This window comes from Rhodanobacter thiooxydans LCS2, from assembly GCF_000264375.1.
Taxonomy (GTDB): Bacteria; Pseudomonadota; Gammaproteobacteria; order Xanthomonadales; family Rhodanobacteraceae; genus Rhodanobacter; species Rhodanobacter thiooxydans.
Genome location: NZ_AJXW01000057.1, coordinates 35,799 through 52,757 on the forward strand (window position 1 = coordinate 35,799; position 16,959 = coordinate 52,757).

At 68.0% G+C, this 16,959-nt stretch carries 14 protein-coding genes; 1 reads left to right on the forward strand and 13 read right to left on the reverse strand.

The window, feature by feature from the left end:
• Positions 1-156 precede the first annotated feature (156 nt).
• The 12 genes from UUA_RS12125 to UUA_RS12180 form a co-directional block, all read right to left on the reverse strand.
• Positions 157-2,397 carry a carboxy terminal-processing peptidase gene (locus UUA_RS12125; RefSeq protein ID WP_008437241.1) on the reverse strand — a complete coding sequence of 747 codons (2,241 nt, stop codon included), beginning with the start codon at positions 2,395-2,397 and terminating at the stop codon, positions 157-159.
• An 8-nt stretch (positions 2,398-2,405) separates the two neighbouring features.
• Entirely contained in the window at positions 2,406-3,416 is a 1,011-nt protein-coding gene (lipA, locus tag UUA_RS12130) for a lipoyl synthase (RefSeq protein ID WP_063107748.1), read from the reverse strand.
• 11 nt (positions 3,417-3,427) lie between these two features.
• Positions 3,428-4,090 carry a lipoyl(octanoyl) transferase LipB gene (gene lipB / locus UUA_RS12135; RefSeq protein WP_081491559.1) on the reverse strand — a complete coding sequence of 221 codons (663 nt, stop codon included), beginning with the start codon at positions 4,088-4,090 and terminating at the stop codon, positions 3,428-3,430.
• Positions 4,091-4,273: 183 nt separating this feature from the next.
• Entirely contained in the window at positions 4,274-4,564 is a 291-nt protein-coding gene (locus UUA_RS12140) for a DUF493 family protein (protein WP_008437244.1), read from the reverse strand.
• On the reverse strand, positions 4,564-5,814 hold the full coding sequence (locus UUA_RS12145) for a D-alanyl-D-alanine carboxypeptidase family protein (RefSeq protein WP_008437255.1): 1,251 nt from the start codon (positions 5,812-5,814) through the stop codon (positions 4,564-4,566). The genes UUA_RS12140 and UUA_RS12145 overlap by 1 nt, the downstream gene beginning before the upstream one ends.
• Before the next feature lie 73 nt (positions 5,815-5,887).
• The gene (locus UUA_RS12150) at positions 5,888-6,790 is read right to left on the reverse strand and encodes a septal ring lytic transglycosylase RlpA family protein (RefSeq protein ID WP_008437265.1); all 903 of its coding nucleotides are present in this window, start codon (positions 6,788-6,790) and stop codon (positions 5,888-5,890) included.
• Positions 6,787-7,797 carry a lytic murein transglycosylase B gene (gene mltB / locus UUA_RS12155; protein WP_008437266.1) on the reverse strand — a complete coding sequence of 337 codons (1,011 nt, stop codon included), beginning with the start codon at positions 7,795-7,797 and terminating at the stop codon, positions 6,787-6,789. The genes UUA_RS12150 and mltB overlap by 4 nt, the downstream gene beginning before the upstream one ends.
• 83 nt (positions 7,798-7,880) lie before the next feature.
• Positions 7,881-8,996, reverse strand: a complete 1,116-nt coding sequence (gene rodA, locus UUA_RS12160) for a rod shape-determining protein RodA (protein ID WP_008437267.1) — start codon at positions 8,994-8,996, stop codon at positions 7,881-7,883.
• The gene (mrdA, locus tag UUA_RS12165; RefSeq protein WP_008437268.1) at positions 8,993-10,990 is read right to left on the reverse strand and encodes a penicillin-binding protein 2; all 1,998 of its coding nucleotides are present in this window, start codon (positions 10,988-10,990) and stop codon (positions 8,993-8,995) included. Before mrdA ends, rodA begins: the two co-directional genes overlap by 4 nt.
• 16 nt (positions 10,991-11,006) lie before the next feature.
• Positions 11,007-11,492, reverse strand: a complete 486-nt coding sequence (gene mreD, locus UUA_RS12170; protein ID WP_008437269.1) for a rod shape-determining protein MreD — start codon at positions 11,490-11,492, stop codon at positions 11,007-11,009.
• Positions 11,489-12,442, reverse strand: a complete 954-nt coding sequence (gene mreC, locus UUA_RS12175; protein ID WP_008437270.1) for a rod shape-determining protein MreC — start codon at positions 12,440-12,442, stop codon at positions 11,489-11,491. Before mreC ends, mreD begins: the two co-directional genes overlap by 4 nt.
• Before the next feature lie 335 nt (positions 12,443-12,777).
• Positions 12,778-13,824, reverse strand: coding sequence for a rod shape-determining protein (locus tag UUA_RS12180; protein ID WP_008437271.1), 1,047 nt, complete (start codon positions 13,822-13,824; stop codon positions 12,778-12,780).
• 272 nt (positions 13,825-14,096) lie between these two features.
• Here UUA_RS12180 and UUA_RS12185 point away from each other — a divergent pair, with 272 nt between their 5' ends.
• Entirely contained in the window at positions 14,097-15,032 is a 936-nt protein-coding gene (locus tag UUA_RS12185) for a carbohydrate kinase family protein (RefSeq protein WP_008437272.1), read from the forward strand.
• A gap of 63 nt (positions 15,033-15,095) precedes the next feature.
• Here UUA_RS12185 and glpK read toward each other — a convergent pair whose 3' ends face one another.
• A complete protein-coding gene (gene glpK, locus UUA_RS12190) occupies positions 15,096-16,595 on the reverse strand; it encodes a glycerol kinase GlpK (protein ID WP_008437273.1) in 1,500 nt (499 codons plus the stop codon).
• Between the last annotated feature and the right edge of the window lie 364 nt (positions 16,596-16,959).

Here is a 16,959-nt window from a genome sequence, read left to right on the forward strand (position 1 = left end):
CGATGCTTTTGCCCTGGCGAATCCCGGTTTTCAACAGCGAATGTCGGGTCATTCCGGATCCCGGCTCCAGAAGCATCGCCCGCAAGCGGGCTCCTACCCACGAAACGAAAAGGCAGCGCCGTGCGCTGCCTTTTCCGTCATGCGGGAACGGATTGTTCAGTGCGCGACGCTGCTCGCGGCCGCTGCCGGCAGGCTGGCCAGTGCGTGGGGCGAGAACTTGCCGCCATACGGCAGCACCTCGGCGGCCAGCTGGGGGTTGGCCTTGATCAGGCCAATCGCGTCGAACAGGATGTGCGCGGTCTCGTTGAGCTGCACGTCCTTGGCCTTCTTCGCGTCCTTCTCCTGCTTCAGCTCGCTCTTCAGGCTGCGCTCGTTCGCGTTGAGACCGTCGTCGAGGCTGCTCGCCTCGTCGGCGAGCGAGGCGTCGCTGCCGTCGATGGCCTTGTGCCGCGCGCGGAAGTCGGCCTGGATCGCCTCCAGCTGCTTGCGCTCGACCTCGCGCGTGGCGAAGTTCAGCGAGACCGAGGTCTTCGCGCGCATGCTGCGGTACTGCGCCAGCTCGTCCAGCATCAGCTTCCACGCCGGCGAATGGGCCACGCGCTCGGCGTGCTTCTGCTGCAGCTGCGGCAGGTAGGCGGCGAGATTGGCCACCACCTGGTAGCCGGCCGGCGCGATCTGCGTCCACTTCAGTGCGTTGTCGTAGGTCGACTCGCCGAAGTCCTTGTCGTCGCCGTTCTTCGGAAACGCGATGTCCGGCGTCACCCCCTTCAGCTGGGTGGAGCCGCCGTTGATGCGGAAGAACTCCTGGATGGTCATCTTCAGCTCGCCGAGTTGCGGCTTCTCGCTGTCGCCCTGCGCGAAGCGGTCCAGGTCCACCAGGTTCTGCACGGTGCCCTTGCCAAAGGTGGGCTCGCCGATGATCAGTCCACGGTGGTAGTCCTGGATCGCCGCGGAGAAGATCTCCGAAGCCGACGCCGTGCCGCGGTTGACCAGCACCGCCAGCGGCCCGCTCCAGGCCATGCCCGGGTCGTCGTCGCCCTGCACCTCGACCCCGCCCTTGGAGTCGCGCACCTGCACCACCGGGCCCTTGTCGATGAACAGGCCGGTCAGCGTATTGGCCTCGGCCAGCGAGCCGCCGCCGTTGTTGCGCAGGTCCATCACCACACCCTGTACGCCCTCATGCTTCAGTTCGCCGAGCAGCCGGGCGACGTCGCGGGTGGCGCTCTTGAAATCCTTGTCGCCGGCGTTGCGCGCGCCGAAGTCGGAGTAGAACGTGGGCAGCTCGATCACGCCGATCTTGCGGGTGGCCTCGCCGTCCTTGATCTCCACGATCTTCTTCTTCGCCGCCTGCTCCTCGATGCTGACTCTCTTGCGCACCAGGCTGACCATCTCGTGCTTGCCGTCCACGCCGACGTCCGCGGGGATGACCTCCAGCCGCACGGTGGTGTCCTTCTTGCCGCGAATCAGGTTGACCACGTCGTCCAGGCGCCAGCCGATCACGTCGACGATCGGGCCGTTGTCGCCCTGGCCGACGCCGACGATGCGGTCGCCCACCTCGATGCGCCCGGACTTGGCGGCCGGCCCGGCCGGCACCAGCTCGCGGATCTGAGTGTAGTCGTCGCGCGGCTGCAGCACCGCGCCGATGCCTTCCAGCGACAGCTTCATCGCGATGTCGAAGTTCTCCGCCGCGCGCGGGCCGAGGTAGTCGGTGTGCGGGTCGGTGGTCTCCGCGTACGCGGTCATGAAGGCCTGGAACGCATCCTGGCCGTCGAGCTGGCGGACCCGTTCGATATAGTTGGCGTAACGCTTGTCCAGCGTCTTGCGGACCTCGGCGTCGTCCTTGCCGGCCAGCTTCAGGCGCAGCCAGTCGTTCTTGGTGCGCTTGCGCCACAGGTCGTTCAACTCGGCCTGGTCCTTCGGCCAGTCGGCGTGCTCGCGATCGAAGGTGTAGCTCTCGTCGACAGCGAGGTCGAAGCCCTGCTTGAGCAGGCCGCGCGCGTAGTTCATGCGCTCCACCGCGCGCTGCACATAGAGGTTGAACACGGCGAACGGCGCAGACAGGTCCTGGTTCCAGATCGCGTCGTCCAGCTGGGTTTTCAGCGGCGCGAACTTGGCCATGTCGGCCTGCGTGAAGAACACCTTCTCGCTGTCCAGCAGCTTGAAATACGCCTTGTAGATGCGCGCCGACATCGCATCGTCGAGCGGCTGCGCGTCGTAGTGGAAACGGGTCAGGAAACGCGCCGACAGCTGCGCGGCCTGCGCCTCCTCGGGCGTGGAGGTGAGCGGCCAGGTAGCCGCCTTGCGGGCCTTGCCGGCGCCGAGGTCAGCGGCCGACTGCGCGAACGCGCAGGTCGCGGTGAAGGCAAGCAGCAGGAGCAGCGCGGGACGAAATTTCATGGGGGTTCTCAGGCTGACTCGGTGACGCCGGCTGCATGGGCCTGCAGGTCGGCGTGATAGGACGAGCGCACCAGCGGACCGGAGGCGACGTGGTGGAAACCCATCGCCTCGCCTTCCGCGCGCAGCGCATCGAATTCTTCCGGCCTCCAGTAGCGCAGCACCGGATGATGGTGCGGCGTGGGCTGCAGGTACTGGCCGATGGTGATCATCTCGACGTCATGGGCGCGTAGATCGCGCATCGTCTCCAGCACCTGCTCCATCGTTTCGCCCAGGCCGAGCATGATGCCGGACTTGGTCGGCACCTGCGGGTGCTGCGCCTTGAAGCGCTTGAGCAGGTCCAGCGACCACTGGTAGTCGGCGCCGGGGCGCACTTCGCGGTACAGGTGCGGCACGGTTTCCAGGTTGTGGTTGAACACGTCCGGCGGGAAGTCCTTCAGCATCTCCAGCGCGCGTTCCATGCGGCCCTTGCCGCGGAAGTCGGGGGTGAGGATCTCGATGCGGATGTGCGGGCTGGCATGGCGCGTGGCGCGGATGCAGGCGGCGAAGTGCTCGGCGCCGCCGTCGCGCAGGTCGTCACGGTCGACCGAGGTGATCACTACGTACTTCAGGCGCATGTCGGCGATGGTCTCGGCCAGCCGCGCCGGCTCCAGCGGATCGGGTGCCACCGGGCGGCCATGCGCCACGTCGCAGAACGAGCAGCGCCGGGTGCACACCTCGCCGAGGACCATGAAGGTGGCGGTGCCCTTGCTGAAGCACTCGTGGATGTTCGGGCAGGACGCTTCCTCGCACACCGTGACCAGCGAGTTCTCGCGCAGGCGCGCCTTCAGCTGCTGCACGGCGTTGCCCTGCGGCAGCCGCACGCGGATCCAGCTGGGCTTGCGCAGGGTCGGCGCGCCGGTATCGAAGCCGGCGCGGTTCAGCGCGATCTTGTCGTTGCCCAGCTGCTTTTCGCCCGCGGGCGCGCCGCTGACCACGGCGAGCGGGATGATCCTGGGGGAAGGGGCGGAAATTTCGCTCATGGGTAGACGGCTCAGACCGCCATGCGGGCGGGGAGTTCGGGCAGAATGGGAGCGGCGGGCGCGGCGGTGAAGCCGAACTGGCGGCAAAACTCCTCCACCAGCACGTCCTCGACCGTGGCCAACTGCGACGGACCGCCCAAGTCTAGCAGCTGCGTGACCGCCAAACCCTTGTAACCGCAGGGGTTGATGCGGTGGAACGGCTCCAGGTCCATGGCCACGTTGAAGGCCAGCCCGTGGAAGCTGCAGCCGCGGCGCACGCGCAGGCCGAGCGCGGCGACCTTGGCGTCCGCCACGTAGACCCCGGGCGCGCCCTCGCGGCGCACCGCCACCACGTTCCAGTGCGCCAGCGTGTCGATCAGCGCCTGCTCGATCCGGTGCACCAGCTCGCGCACGCCCACGCCGGCGCGGCGCAGGTCGATCAGCGGATAGCCGACGATCTGGCCCGGCCCGTGGTAGGTCACCTGGCCGCCGCGATCGACCGGAATCACCGGGATGTCGCCCGGCGCCAGCACGTGCTCCATCTTGCCGGCCTGGCCCAGGGTGAACACCGGGTCGTGCTCCAGCAGCCACAGCTCGTCCGGCGTGTCCGCCGTGCGGTTGTCGGTGAACGCGCTCATCGCCTTCCAGGTGGCCGCGTAGGGCTGGCGACCGAGGCGGCGGATTTTCAGGGGCAGGGAAGCGGGAATAGGGAATGGGAAATCGGTGTTCACTGTCGGCGAAGGAATCGGAAAAAGGGGACGGGTAATCGTTGCTTGAGGCGGAAAGCGTGCAGGGGGCTCATGCTGGCTGTCGAGGCATAGGCAACCGGGAACGCCAGCCTTCCCTACTCCCCACTCCCGATTCCCTATTCCCTGCTCTCACAACGTATACCGGATATCCGGGTCGGCACGCAGCGCGTGGTGCGCGGCCTCGTACTGCTCGCGGGTATCGCAGCCGAAGCTCACCGTGACCGAGACGAAGTTGCCGGCGCCGGAGTGCCGATGCCGCACGGTCTCATGCAACACGTGCAGGCCCGCACGCTCCAGCAGTTGCGGCACGTGCGCCGGCAGGTTGGCGCTGGCGTTGCCGACCGCGGTGATCTCGAACTCGCCGGGAAACTGGAAGCCCTTGCCTTCCTGCTTCGCCTTGCTGAAGTCGATCGGCTGCATCACTTCGCGTCCGCGCCCTTGGCCGGTGCCGGGGCATCGGCCTTCTTGTCGCTGTGGAACCACAGCAGGATGCTGTCCCACAGGCGCGAGAAGAAGCCGCCCTGCGGCGCATCCTGCAACGCGATCAATGGCACGCTCTGCACCGGCTGGCCATCCAGGGTGATGCGCAGCGTGCCGATCTGCTGGCCCTTGGTGAACGGCGCGATCAGCGTGGCGGGAATGTCCATGGTCGCCTTGAGCTGGTCGTACTGGCCGCGCTTGACGGTGACCAGCACGTCGTCGGCCACGCCCAGCGGCAGCTGGTTCGCCGCGCCCTTCCACAGCCGCGGCGTGGCCAGCGGCTTGTCGGCACCGTACAGCTTGTGCGTCTCGTAGAAGCGGAAGCCGTAGCTCATCAGCGCCATCGCCGAATCGGCGCGCGCCTTCTCGCTGCTGGCGCCCATCACCACCGCGACCATGCGCGCCTCGCCCTGCTTGGCCGAGGCGGCCAGGCAGTAGCCGGCGGCCGCGGTGTGACCGGTCTTGATGCCGTCCACGCTGGGGTCGCGCCACAGCAGGGTGTTGCGGTTGTGCTGCTTGATCCCGTTCCACTCGAACTCCTTCACCGCGGAGATCGCGTAGTCCTCGGGGAAATCGTGGATCAGCGCGCGCGACAGGATCGCGATGTCATGCGCGGTGGTGTAGTGGTTGGCGATCGGATAGCCGGAGGCGTTCTGGAAGTTCGAGTTGACCATGCCCAGCTGCTTGGCGTAGGCGTTCATCAGCCCGGCGAACGCGGGCTCGGAACCCGCGGTGTGCTCGGCCAGCGCGATCGCCGCGTCGTTGCCGGACTGGATGATCATGCCGTACAGCAGATCCTTCAGCGGCACCTGGCTGTTGAGCTTGAGGAAGCTGGTGGAACCGTCGGTGCCGGCGCCGCCGCCGCGCCAGGCGTTCTCGCTGATGGTGACCGGGTCGGTCATGTGGATCTTGCCGTTGGCGATCTCGGCGGAGACCACGTAATCGGTCATCACCTTGGTGATCGAGGCCGGCTCCACGCGCAGGTCCGGCTCCTTGCTGGCGAGGATCTGGCCGGTGGCGTAGTCCATCAGCACCCAGCTCTTGCCGTCGACATCCGGCGGCGGCGGCACCGGCGCGTCCGGCACCACCGGACGCGGTACCGGCGACGGGCGCGGCGGCGTCTGGGCAACGGCAACGCCGACCAGCAGGACGGCGGCGAACGGGATCAGGGTGCGGCGGAGAAAATTCATCGTGGAAATCGGTCCGATGGCTGGTGTCGGCGTCGCGGCGCCGGCGGAAGGAAAAAGGGTGCGCAAATCCTGCTCAGTCTACTGCGACCTGGGGCCGCGGCAGACCCATGTTCTCGATCCGGGCACTGATCTGGTCGGCGCGATCCACGCTGGCCAGTGGCCCCACGCGCACGCGGCGCATGCGACGGCCGTTGACCGTGGCGTCGCTCACCTGCACCGCACCCAGGTTGGCCTGGCGCAAGCGCCGGGCCAGCCTTTCGGCGTTGTCGGCGTCGGCAAACGCACCCACCTGCAGATAGATGTCCGGCTGTCCGGCTGGGACCGCAACCGGTAGCGGCAGTTCCTGCGCCGGAGTGGACGGATCAATCCCGCGCACCTCGACCAGTCCGGTGCCCTTGGGCCAGATGCCGATCTTCACCGCGGCGGCGTAGGACAGGTCGATCAGCCGGTTCTGATGGAACGGGCCGCGGTCGTTGACCCGCACGATCACGCTCTTGCCGTTCTCCAGGTTGGTGACCCGCGCGTAGCTGGGCAGCGGCAGCGTGGTGCTGGCCGCGCTGAACGTGTACATGTCGTAGGTTTCCAGGCTGGAGGTCTTGTAGCCGTGGAACTTGTTGCCGTAGAACGAGGCGATGCCGCGCTCGTCGTAGCCGCGCGCGCTGGGCAGCACGCGGTAGGTCTGCCCGAGCACGCTGTACGGCGACTTGTTGCCGTACAGCGAACGCGGCTCGACCTTCGGCACCGGCTCGACCAGTTTGCTGACGTCCAGTGGCGGCGGCACGCTGTCGGCACCGTCGCGATAGCGACTGCCCTGCGGCTTGCTGAGGTCGTCGTAAAAACCGCCGCGGCTGTCTGCCGGCTGGCCCCAGGCGCGATCCTGCCGGCTGCCGCCATGCGAGGGCCTGGTCCGATGACCGCCGCAGCCGGCCAGCAGCAGAGCCGCCAGCAGAAGCACCGCAGCGCCTGCCGCCCTCATCGCGTGGTTTCCGCCGGGCCGACGCCGGCGGCGATCGCCTGCGCCAGCTGGTCCACCGCCAGTGCATACAGCGGGCTGCGGTTGTAGTGGGTGATCACGTAGAAATTCTGGAAGGTGAACCAGTACTCCGGCCCGCTCGGGCCTTCCAGCGTCTGCAGGCTGGCCGGTTCACCCGGTGGCAGGTGCTGCAGCGGCGCGTAGCCCCACGCCACCAGCTGCTCCAGCGGCCACTGCGGCGTGGCGTCCTTCACCGCGATCGGCTTCGCCGCGCCATCCGGCTGGGCCCGCGCCGCCACCGGGCCGCCGGCAATCCAGCCGTGCCGCACGAAGTAGTTCGCCACGCTGGCGAAGATGTCCGGCAGCGAATTCGACAGATCGATGTGGCCATCGTGATCGGCATCCACCGCGAAGTCACGGATGCTGGTGGGCATGAACTGGCCCCAGCCCTGCGCGCCCGCGTAGGAGCCGGTGAGCGTGTCGACCGGCCCGGCCAGGTGGTTGTCCGGCAGGCTCAGCAGTTCCTTCAGCTGCGCGCGGAAGAACGTCGCCCGCGGCGGGTAATACAGCCCCAGCGTGACCAGCGCGTCGAGCACCTTGTACTTGCCGGTGTTGCGGCCGTAGCTGGTCTCCACGCCGATGATCGCCACGATGTACTCGGGTGCCACGCCGTACTGCTTGCCGACCTGCTCCAGCAGCGCGCGGTGCGCGCGGTAGAACGCGATGCCGTCGGCGATGCGTTGTTGGGTGAGGAAGATCGGCCGGTAGTCCTTCCACGGCTTGGCCTCGGCCGGGCGGCTGATCGCATCGAGGATGGCCTGCTGCCTTTTCGCGCCGTCGAGCAGCGCATTCAGCGCCTGCGGGTTCTTGCCGGTCTCGCGTGCCACCTCGCGCACCAGCTCGGCCTGGCCGGGGTGCGTCGTCGCCGTGGCGGGGGTCGAAGCGCCCATCCACAGCACGAGGAGGATGGCGAAGAAACGGACCGCTGACGGCACGGGCGCAACTGTCATGTCGTGGCTTGCCTCACAGAATTTCGACGTCGCCGGAAGCCTAGCACGCACGCGGGCGCGAACCGGGCGGAAAACCGGCGTTTCTAAAGGTGCATCTTGCGATTGGCGTGGATCGACATCAGCACGCCGAAGCCGGTCAGCAGCGACACCGCCGAGGTGCCGCCGTAGCTGATCAGCGGCAGCGGCACGCCGACCACCGGCAGCATGCCGGCGACCATGCCGCCGTTGACGAACACGTAAACGAAGAAGCTCATGCCGATCGCGCCGGCGAGCAGGCGCGAGTAGGTGTCACGCGCCTCCATCGCGATCCACAGGCAGCGGCCAATGATGAACGCGTACAGCGCAACCAGCGCGATCACCCCGACCAGGCCGAACTCTTCGGAGAACACCGCGAAAATGAAATCGGTGGTGTGCTCGGGCAGGAAATCCAGCCGCGACTGCGTGCTGTGCAGCCAGCCCTTGCCGAAGACCCCGCCGGAGCCTACCGCGATCTGCGACTGGATGATGTGCCAGCCGTTGCCGAGCGGGTCGGACTCCGGGTTCAGCAAAGTCAACACGCGGTCGCGCTGGTACTGGTGCAGGAAGTGCCAGCCGACCGGAACCATCCCGGCGACCGCGCCGACCAGGAGGCCGATGCGCCACCACGCCATGCCGGACAGGAACAGCGCGAACGCGCCGGCCGCGGCCACCAGCACGGCCGTGCCCAGGTCCGGCTGCTCGGCGATCAGCCCGGCCGGCACCGCGATCAACAGCCCGGCCACCACGATGTCCTTCCAGCCCGGCGGCAGCTGGCGTGGGTGCAGGTACCAGGCCACCATCATCGGCATGGTCAGCTTGAGCAGCTCGGACGGCTGGAAGCGCATGATGCCGAGGTCCAGCCAGCGGATGGAACCGCGCCCCTCGCCGAGGACCGCCACCACCAGCAGCAGCGCGGTGCTGCCGGCGTACAGCCAGGGCGTCCAGCCCCGCAGCACCGGCGGCGGGATGCGCGACACCAGCAGCAGCAGCGCGCCGCCCAGCACGAAGCGGCCGGCCTGCCCGGCGACCAGCGCCAGGTTGCCGTCGCCGGCGCTGTACAGGGTGACCAGGCCGGTCAGCGCCAGCACGAACAGACCGAACGCCAGCGGCAGGTCGATCCGCGGCCGGCTCAGGATGCGGCGCACGAAGCGGTGCGCCCGCGCGTATAGCGCCTCGATCATGGCGTGCCTCCGCTGCTCGTCGCCGGCGCCGGCAGATCCTCCACCGGCTCGCTGTCTTCCACGCCGGCGTCGGGCGGAGCGTTCCGGGCTATCGGCGGCAGCGGCGCGGCCGATACCGACAGGCGTTTCGCATCCGCGATCTCGCCACCGTGCGACGCCAGCCAGGTATCGAGGATGGTACGCACGATCGGTCCAGCCGCCGAGGCGCCCCAGGCGCCGGATTCCAGGATCGCCGCCACCGCGATCTGCGGGTTGTCGGCCGGCGCGTAGGCAACGAACCAGGCGCGATGGCGGGTCGCCAGGTACTCCGTGCTGCGGTTCGTGTCATAGGCCTCGGACCGGCGCGAGAAGCGCTCGGCGGTGCCGCTCTTGCCGGCCATCAGGTAAGGAAAGCCGACGCCGAGCTGGCGACCGGTGCCCCGCGCGCCGTAAATCACCTGCTGCATGCCTTGGTTCACCACGTCCCAGTCGGCCGGCTTGCGGATCACCGACGGCCCGCTCGGCGGATTGGCCAGCGGCTGCGGCGCCGCATTGACGCCGCCCTGGGTCGCCATCGCCAGACGCGGCGCGTACGGCACGCCATGGCCGGCGAAGGTGGCGATCGCGTGTCCCAGCTGCAGCGGCGTCACCGCCCAGTAGCCCTGACCGATGCCGGCGATCACCGTCTCGCCCGGGTACCACGGCTGGCGGAAGTTGGCCGCCTTCCATTCGCGCGAGGGCAGCACGCCGGAGGATTCGCCGACCAGGTCGATGCCGGTCGGGCGGCCGAAGCCGAACTTGCCCATGTAGGCGCTGAAGCGGTCGATGCCCATGTCCAGCGCGAGCTTGTAGAAGTAGGTATTCACCGACTGCTCGATCGCCCCCACCAGGTCAACCCGCCCCACGCCGCCACGCTGGTCGTCGCGATAGCCGCGCTGCTGGCCGGGAATGTAGAACACGCCGGTGGAGACCACGGTGTCCTGCGGCGTGCGCATGCCCGTTTCCAGCCCGGCCAGGCCGATCAGCGGCTTCACCGTGGAGCCGGGCGGATACACCCCGCGCAGCGCGCGGTTGTACAGCGGCTTGTCGGGGTCGTTTGTCAGCGCGGCGTAGTCGGCCTGTCCGATGCCGTTGACGAACAGGTTGGGGTCGAAGCTGGGCACGCTGACCATCGCCAGCACTTGGCCGTTGCGCGGGTCGATCGCCACCGCCGCGCCGGGACGGCCCTCGAACGCCGCTTCGGCAGCCTTCTGCAGGCGTACGTCGAGGCTCAGGTAGAGATTCCTGCCCGGCGTGGGCGCATGCGTCTCCAGCACGCGCTGCGTGCGCCCGTCGGCATTCACCTCGAGCAGCTCGTAGCCCGGCGTGCCGTGCAGGATGTTTTCGTAGGAACGTTCGATGCCGCTGCGGCCGACATGGCTGGTGCCCTGGTAGCGCTTGGGGTCGAGCCGTTCCAGGTCGTCCGCGTCGATGCGCCCGACATAGCCCACCACGTGCGCGAACAACCCGCGCAGCGGATAGCGCCGGGTCAGGTAAGGCACCACGTCGACACCGGGAAAGCGCCAGCGGTTTACCGCGAAGCGGGCGATCTCGTCCTCCGTCAGGTGCAGCTTCAGCGGCACGCTCTCGAAGCGCCGGCTCTGCTTCAGCTGCTTGCGGAACGCGTCCAGGTCGCCCGGGTCCAGCGGCACCACCTGGCCCAGCCGCTCCAGCAGCGCCGGCATGTCCTTGACCTGCTCGGGCACCACTTCGAGGCGGAACGCGGGCACGTTGTCGGCCAGCAACACGCCGTTGCGGTCGTAGATCAGCCCGCGCGCCGGCGGGATCGCGCGCGGCTTGACCCGGTTGGCCTGCGAACGGGTGACGAACTCGTCGTGGTGCATCACCTGCAGGAACACGAAGCGGCCGACGAGCAGGCACAGGCACAACACGATCAGCACGAAACCCGCCAACGCGCGACGCCGGAACAACAGGCTCTCGCCACGGGGGTCCTTGATCGAACGCCGGGGTTTCATGTCACTGGTTCATGGCTCATTGGATCCGCAGCCGCGCGCGCAGGTCGTCGAGCAGCAGGAACAGGAACGGCCACAGCGCGGCGCCCACGAACGGCGAGATCCACCAGCTCGCCGGCGGCAGCGACGCGCCGGCCAGCACGCGCACGATCAGCAGCAGGATGCGGTCGTTCAGCAGCAGCGCCAGCACCGCCAGCGCCTGCTGCCACATCGGGAAGAAGCGCAGCCGCGAGCGGAAGCGCAGCGCGATGAACGCCAGCGCGCACAGGCGCAGCGCCTGCTCGCCCAGCACGACGCCGTTGAGTAGGTCCGCCGCCAGGCCCACCGTGAACGCCAGTCCGAGGGTAACCCGGTCTTCCGATTCCAGCGACCAGTACAGCAGGAACAGGGCCGGCCAGTACGGCTTGAACGGCTCCAGCACGCCGGGCAGCGGCACCAGCATCAACAGCAGGGCGAGCACCAGCGTGCCGATGAACCACCACAGGCTCAGGCGCTGTCGGTTCATCGCGGCGCTCCGCTGGTGCTCGCCGGCGCGGGGGTCGAGCCGGCAACGGCCGGCGCCAACCCGGCCGGCGGCCCCATCGGGGTTACCGGCGCCGGCGGGCCGTCCGGCTCGGCCTGATCATGCAGCAGCAGCACGTCTTCGCTGCGGTCGAGATCCGCCGACGGCTTCGCCATCGCCACCAGGAACATGCCGGTCGCCGATGGCGCCACCGAGCGCACCTCGCCAACCGGAAAACCCGGCGGAAAGCGCCCGCCGAGACCCGAGGTGAGCAGCTTGTCGCCCACGCGCACGTCGGCAGCCTGCGGAATGGTCGGCAGGCTGAGCTGGTCGCCGTCGCGCGAGCCGTAGGCCACCGTGCGCAGGCCGGTGCGCTCGACCACCACCGGAATCGCATGGGCCGGGTCGGTGATCAGCATCACCACCGAGGTGGTCGGCAGCGCTTCCTTCACCTGGCCCATCACGCCGTGCGCGTCGATCACCGGCTGGCCTGGCCTGACTCCGTCGCGGGCGCCCATGTTCAGGGTGAGCTGGTAGCGATAGGCGCCGAGATCCACGCCGATCACCCGCGCCAGCTGCACGTTCAGTTCCAGGCTGTGCTGGGTGTCGAGCAGTTCCTTCAGGCGCTGGTTCTGTTCGGCGACGGCGGCCAGTCGATTCAACTTGGCGTTGGCCAGCAGCAGGTCCTCGCGCAGGCGCTGGTTCTGCTCGGTCAGCCGTTGGCGATCGGCGAACGCCACGCTCATGGTGCGAATCCCGACCGCCGGCAACCCGGCCAGCCGGTACACCGGCTCGACCACCGCCGATGCCGCGTAGCGCAGGCGCCACAGCCAGCCGTTGCGGTGGTCGAGCACCATCAGCACCACGGCCAGCGCGAGGTAGACGATCAGCCGCAGCGTACCCGCAGCGTTGCCGGCGAACAGCGGCGAGGACTCGTCACGTGCACGCGCCATCGCTAGAGCCTGCTCATGGTTTTCGAGTACCCCGCGCCGGCAGCTGTTTGCGTGCAGGTCAAGGAAGAACGAGGGCACGTGGGGAGAGTCCAGGGATGGACTCGGCTTTGAGGAGCGAGGAGTGGACGTCCGTCCGCGACTGAGTGATGACGCCGGCATGTGGGCAAACAGACCCGGCCCCGGAATTTATGAGTGCTGGGGTTTCCATTGAGTGGCCCCCATGCGGCAGCGCGCGGCTTGGCCTGCCAGCCAGGCAGGCCCGCACCACGCCCTGCCACCTGACAGCCACTCAATGGCGACGCGGGGCACTCGAAGGCCACGAGCAGGCTCCCGGCTTATTCGGGCGCGAAGAAATCGCTGCCGTGCTGATCGATCAGCTCCAGCGCCTTGCCGCCGCCGCGCGCCACGCAGGTCAGCGGGTCGTCCGCCACCTGCACGTGCAGGCCGGTCTCCTCGGAGATCAGCCGGTCGAGGTCGCGCAACAGCGCGCCGCCGCCGGTGAGCACGATGCCACGCTCGGCCACGTCGGAGCACAGTTCCGGCGGCGTCTGCTCCAGCGCCGACTTCACCGCCGCCACGATGCCGGCCAGCGGCTCGTGCAGCGCCTCCAGGATTTCGTTGGAGTTGATGGTGAACATGCGCGGCACGCCTTCGGCCAGGTTGCGGCCGGAGATCTCGATCTCCTTGACCTCGCTCTGCGGGAATGCGCAGCCGATCTGCAGCTTGATCCGCTCGGCGGTGGATTCGCCGATCAGGGTGCCGTGGTTGCGCCGCACGTAGTTGATGATGGCCTCGTCGAAGCGGTCGCCGCCCACGCGCACCGACTGCGAGTAGACGATGCCGTTGAGCGAGATCACCGCCACTTCCGAGGTGCCGCCGCCGATGTCCAGCACCATCGCGCCGCGCGCCTCGTGCACCGGGATGCCGGCGCCGATCGCGGCGGCCATCGGCTCCTCGATCAGGAACACGTCGCGGGCGCCGGCGCCTTCGGCCGACTCCTTGATCGCGCGGCGCTCGACCTGGGTCGAGCCGCACGGCACGCACACCAGCACGCGCGGGCTCGGGCGCAGGAAGCGCGACTTGTGCACCTGCTTGATGAAGTGCTGCAGCATGGCCTCGGTCATGGTGAAGTCGGCGATCACGCCGTCCTTCATCGGCCGCACCGTGGCGATGTTGCCCGGCGTGCGGCCGAGCATGCGCTTGGCATCGCTGCCGACCGCGGCGATCGTGCGCGGGCCGCCGGGGCCGCGATCCTGGCGGATCGCCACCACCGAGGGCTCGTTCAGCACGATGCCCTGGCCACGCACGTAGATCAGTGTGTTGGCGGTGCCGAGGTCGATGGAGATGTCGTTGGAGAAGATCCCGCGAAACTTCTTGAACATGGGTCCGCCGCATTCGGCCTGGCTAAAAATCAAGCTCGCCAGTCTAGTCAGCGCGACTGCCAGGTGCAAGGACAATAACGTTAAGAAACCCTTCTACAACACGATCATAAGCACACTTTCTGCGCCGCGAAGTGAGCTGGTCGCCGGCGCACGAAGTCGCCAAGACGAGCAGATGGCGCTACCATTCCACCCTTTGACCGGAGCCACCCGGTCCGGCTCCAGGCCGGGCGCGTGCTCTTTTCCACTTCGCTGCCCGGGGGTTCCCGCACGTCATGCCTGCCGTCATCTGCGGATCGCTGGCCTACGACACCATCATGGTGTTCCAGGACCAGTTCAAGAACCACATCCTGCCCGACCAGATGCACATCCTGAATGTGTCGTTCCTGGTGCCGCGCATGCGCCGCGAGTTCGGCGGCTGCGCCGGCAACATCGCCTACAACCTCAAGCTGCTCGGTGGCGACCCGCTGCCGGTGGCGGCCGTGGGCCAGGACTTCGGGCCGTACCGCAAGCACATGGAGCAATGCGGCATCCGGCTCGATGGCGTGCGTGAGTTCGACGAACAGTTCACTCCGCAGTGCTTCATCACCACCGACCTGGACAACAACCAGATCACCGCCTTCCACCCCGGCGCGATGTCCAGCGCGCAGGAAAACCACGTGCGCGACATCCCGCAGATCGACTTTGCGATCGTCGCCCCCGACGGCCGCGAGGCGATGCTGCAGCACGTGGACGAGTTCGCCGCACGCGGCGTGCCGTTCATCTTCGACCCGGGCCAGGCGATGCCGCTGTTCAGCGGCGACGAGTTCCGCTCGATGATCGGCAAGTCGACCTACGTGATCGTCAACGACTACGAGTCGCAGCTGCTGCAGGCGCGCACCGGCTGGAGCACCTCCGAAATCGCCGAGCGGGTGACGGCGTATATCGTGACGCAGGGCCCGCGCGGCTCGGTCATCCACGCCGGCGGCGATACCCACCACATCCCGCCGGCGCGCGAGCGCCAGATCGTGGACCCGACCGGCTGCGGCGACGCGTATCGCGCCGGCATGATCTTCGGCATCATGCACGGCAAGGACTGGCCGACCGCCGGCCGCATGGCCTCGCTGATGGGCGCGTTGAAGGTGGAACATCCCGGCACGCAGAACCAGCGCTTCGACTATGTAGAATTCGCCGCAGAGTTCCTCGACCAGTTCGGTTACGCGCTGGATTGAGCCAGGTCGCCACTGGTCACAATGAAACGAGGCTCCCTCGCCATGCCGGGAGCCTCGTTCGTTTCAGCCCACGCGAAAACCGATGGTGGCAGCGACGGCATGGCGCCAGCCCTGGTACAGGCGCTCGCGGGCGGGCTCAGCCATCGCCGGCTGGAAGCGCCGCTCGACCTGCCACAGCTTCGCGAGCTGCGCCCGGCTTTCCCAGAAACCCACAGCCAGGCCGGCGAGGTAGGCCGCGCCCAGTGCAGTGGTCTCGGCGATCTTCGGTCGCAGCACCGGCACGCCGAGCATGTCGCTCTGGAACTGCGCCATGAAGTCGTTGGCGATGGCACCGCCGTCCGCGCGCAGTTCCATCAGCGGGATGCCTGCATCGGCTTCCATCGCGGCCAGCACGTCGCGCGACTGGTAGGCCATCGACTCCAGCGCGGCGCGCACTACGTGTTCCTTGCGAGTGCCGCGCGACAGCCCGAACATCGCGCCGCGCACGTCGCTGCGCCAGTACGGCGCGCCCAGCCCGACGAAAGCCGGCACCAGGTACACGCCCTCGCTCGATTCCACGCTTTCGGCGCATGCCTGCGAATCGCTGGCTTGCTCCAGTATGTGCAGGCCATCGCGCAGCCACTGCACCACCGATCCGGCGACGAAGATGCTGCCTTCCAGCGCATACTCGGTGAGACCATCCAGCTCCCACGCGATCGTGGTCAGCAGGCCGTGCTGCGATGGCACGGCTTGGGTGCCGGTATGCATCAGCATGAAGCAGCCGGTGCCGTAGGTGTTCTTGGCCACGCCGGGCTCGAAGCAGGCCTGGCCGAACAGCGCCGCCTGCTGATCGCCAGCCACGCCACTGATCGGCACACCGGCCGGCAAACCGGGCAGCGCCACGGTGTGCCCGTAGACCTCGCTGCACGAACGCACCTGCGGCAGCAGGCTGCGCGGGATATCCAGCATGCGCAGCAGTTCGTCGTCCCACTGACGCGTGTGGATGTCGAACAGCAGCGTGCGCGCGGCGTTGCTGACGTCGGTGACGTGCAGCCTGCCGCCGGTGAGATTCCAGATCAGCCAGCTGTCGATGGTGCCGAACAGCAGTTCGCCGCGCTCCGCCCGGGTACGCGCGCCATCGACGTGATCGAGGATCCAGCGGATCTTGCTGCCGGAAAAGTAGGCGTCGATCAGCAAGCCGGTCTTCTCGCGCACCAGCGGCGCATGACCATCGGCTTCCAGCCGTTCGCAGATTGCCAGGCTTTGCCGGGACTGCCACACAACCGCGTTGTGGACCGGTTTGCCGCTCTGCCGATCCCATACCACCGTGGTCTCGCGCTGATTGGCAATGCCGATGCCAGCCAGTTCGCTGGTCTCGGCCCGTGCCGAGGCCAGCACTTCGGCCACGGTGGCCAACACGCTGGCGAGAATCTCCTGCGGATCGTGCTCCACCCAGCCCGGCTGCGGGAAGATCTGCCTGAATTCGCGCTGCGCCGAGCCGACCACGCCGCCGGCCCGGTCGAACAGCATGGCGCGCGAGCTGGTGGTGCCCTGATCTATCGCCAGTATGTAACGTTGCGCCACCGCCATTCCTTCCACGCGAGCCATTGACAGAGCGTAGCAACTGGACATGCGCGATGCGCATCATGGTCCCGGACAGGAGTGGCGCTGGGGTATCACCGCCGGCGCCATCTTCCACTGCCGGGGCCGAACTGGGGCTCGGCGTCGGTCGCCAGCCTGATGGACGCGGCTGGCCCGTATCCGAAAACTAGAATCGAGAGGTCTTCCAGGATCTCGCCGTAGCGGACGGCGACCGCTCAAAAGCGAAGGCCTGCCAGATGGGGAGGCCTTCCAGGAAAAAGCCCGTGGCGGTGACCTGTTGCGGGTCGGGAGCTGCGGTTGCCACTGTATAAAAGAAACACCCCCGCCGTTGCCGGTGAGGGTGTTC

Bases quoted from the DNA above. Each gene is read 5' to 3' on its own strand.
- UUA_RS12125 (WP_008437241.1), bottom strand. From the start codon at position 2,397: ATGAAATTTCGTCCCGCGCTGCTCCTGCTGCTTGCCTTCACCGCGACC.
- mreD (WP_008437269.1), bottom strand. From the start codon at position 11,492: ATGAACCGACAGCGCCTGAGCCTGTGGTGGTTCATCGGCACGCTGGTG.
- lipA (WP_063107748.1), bottom strand. From the start codon at position 3,416: ATGAGCGAAATTTCCGCCCCTTCCCCCAGGATCATCCCGCTCGCCGTG.
- UUA_RS12150 (WP_008437265.1), bottom strand. From the start codon at position 6,790: ATGAGGGCGGCAGGCGCTGCGGTGCTTCTGCTGGCGGCTCTGCTGCTG.
- mrdA (WP_008437268.1), bottom strand. From the start codon at position 10,990: ATGAAACCCCGGCGTTCGATCAAGGACCCCCGTGGCGAGAGCCTGTTG.
- UUA_RS12145 (WP_008437255.1), bottom strand. From the start codon at position 5,814: ATGAATTTTCTCCGCCGCACCCTGATCCCGTTCGCCGCCGTCCTGCTG.
- mltB (WP_008437266.1), bottom strand. From the start codon at position 7,797: ATGACAGTTGCGCCCGTGCCGTCAGCGGTCCGTTTCTTCGCCATCCTC.
- mreC (WP_008437270.1), bottom strand. From the start codon at position 12,442: ATGGCGCGTGCACGTGACGAGTCCTCGCCGCTGTTCGCCGGCAACGCT.
- UUA_RS12180 (WP_008437271.1), bottom strand. From the start codon at position 13,824: ATGTTCAAGAAGTTTCGCGGGATCTTCTCCAACGACATCTCCATCGAC.
- UUA_RS12140 (WP_008437244.1), bottom strand. From the start codon at position 4,564: ATGCAGCCGATCGACTTCAGCAAGGCGAAGCAGGAAGGCAAGGGCTTC.
- rodA (WP_008437267.1), bottom strand. From the start codon at position 8,996: ATGATCGAGGCGCTATACGCGCGGGCGCACCGCTTCGTGCGCCGCATC.
- UUA_RS12185 (WP_008437272.1), top strand. From the start codon at position 14,097: ATGCCTGCCGTCATCTGCGGATCGCTGGCCTACGACACCATCATGGTG.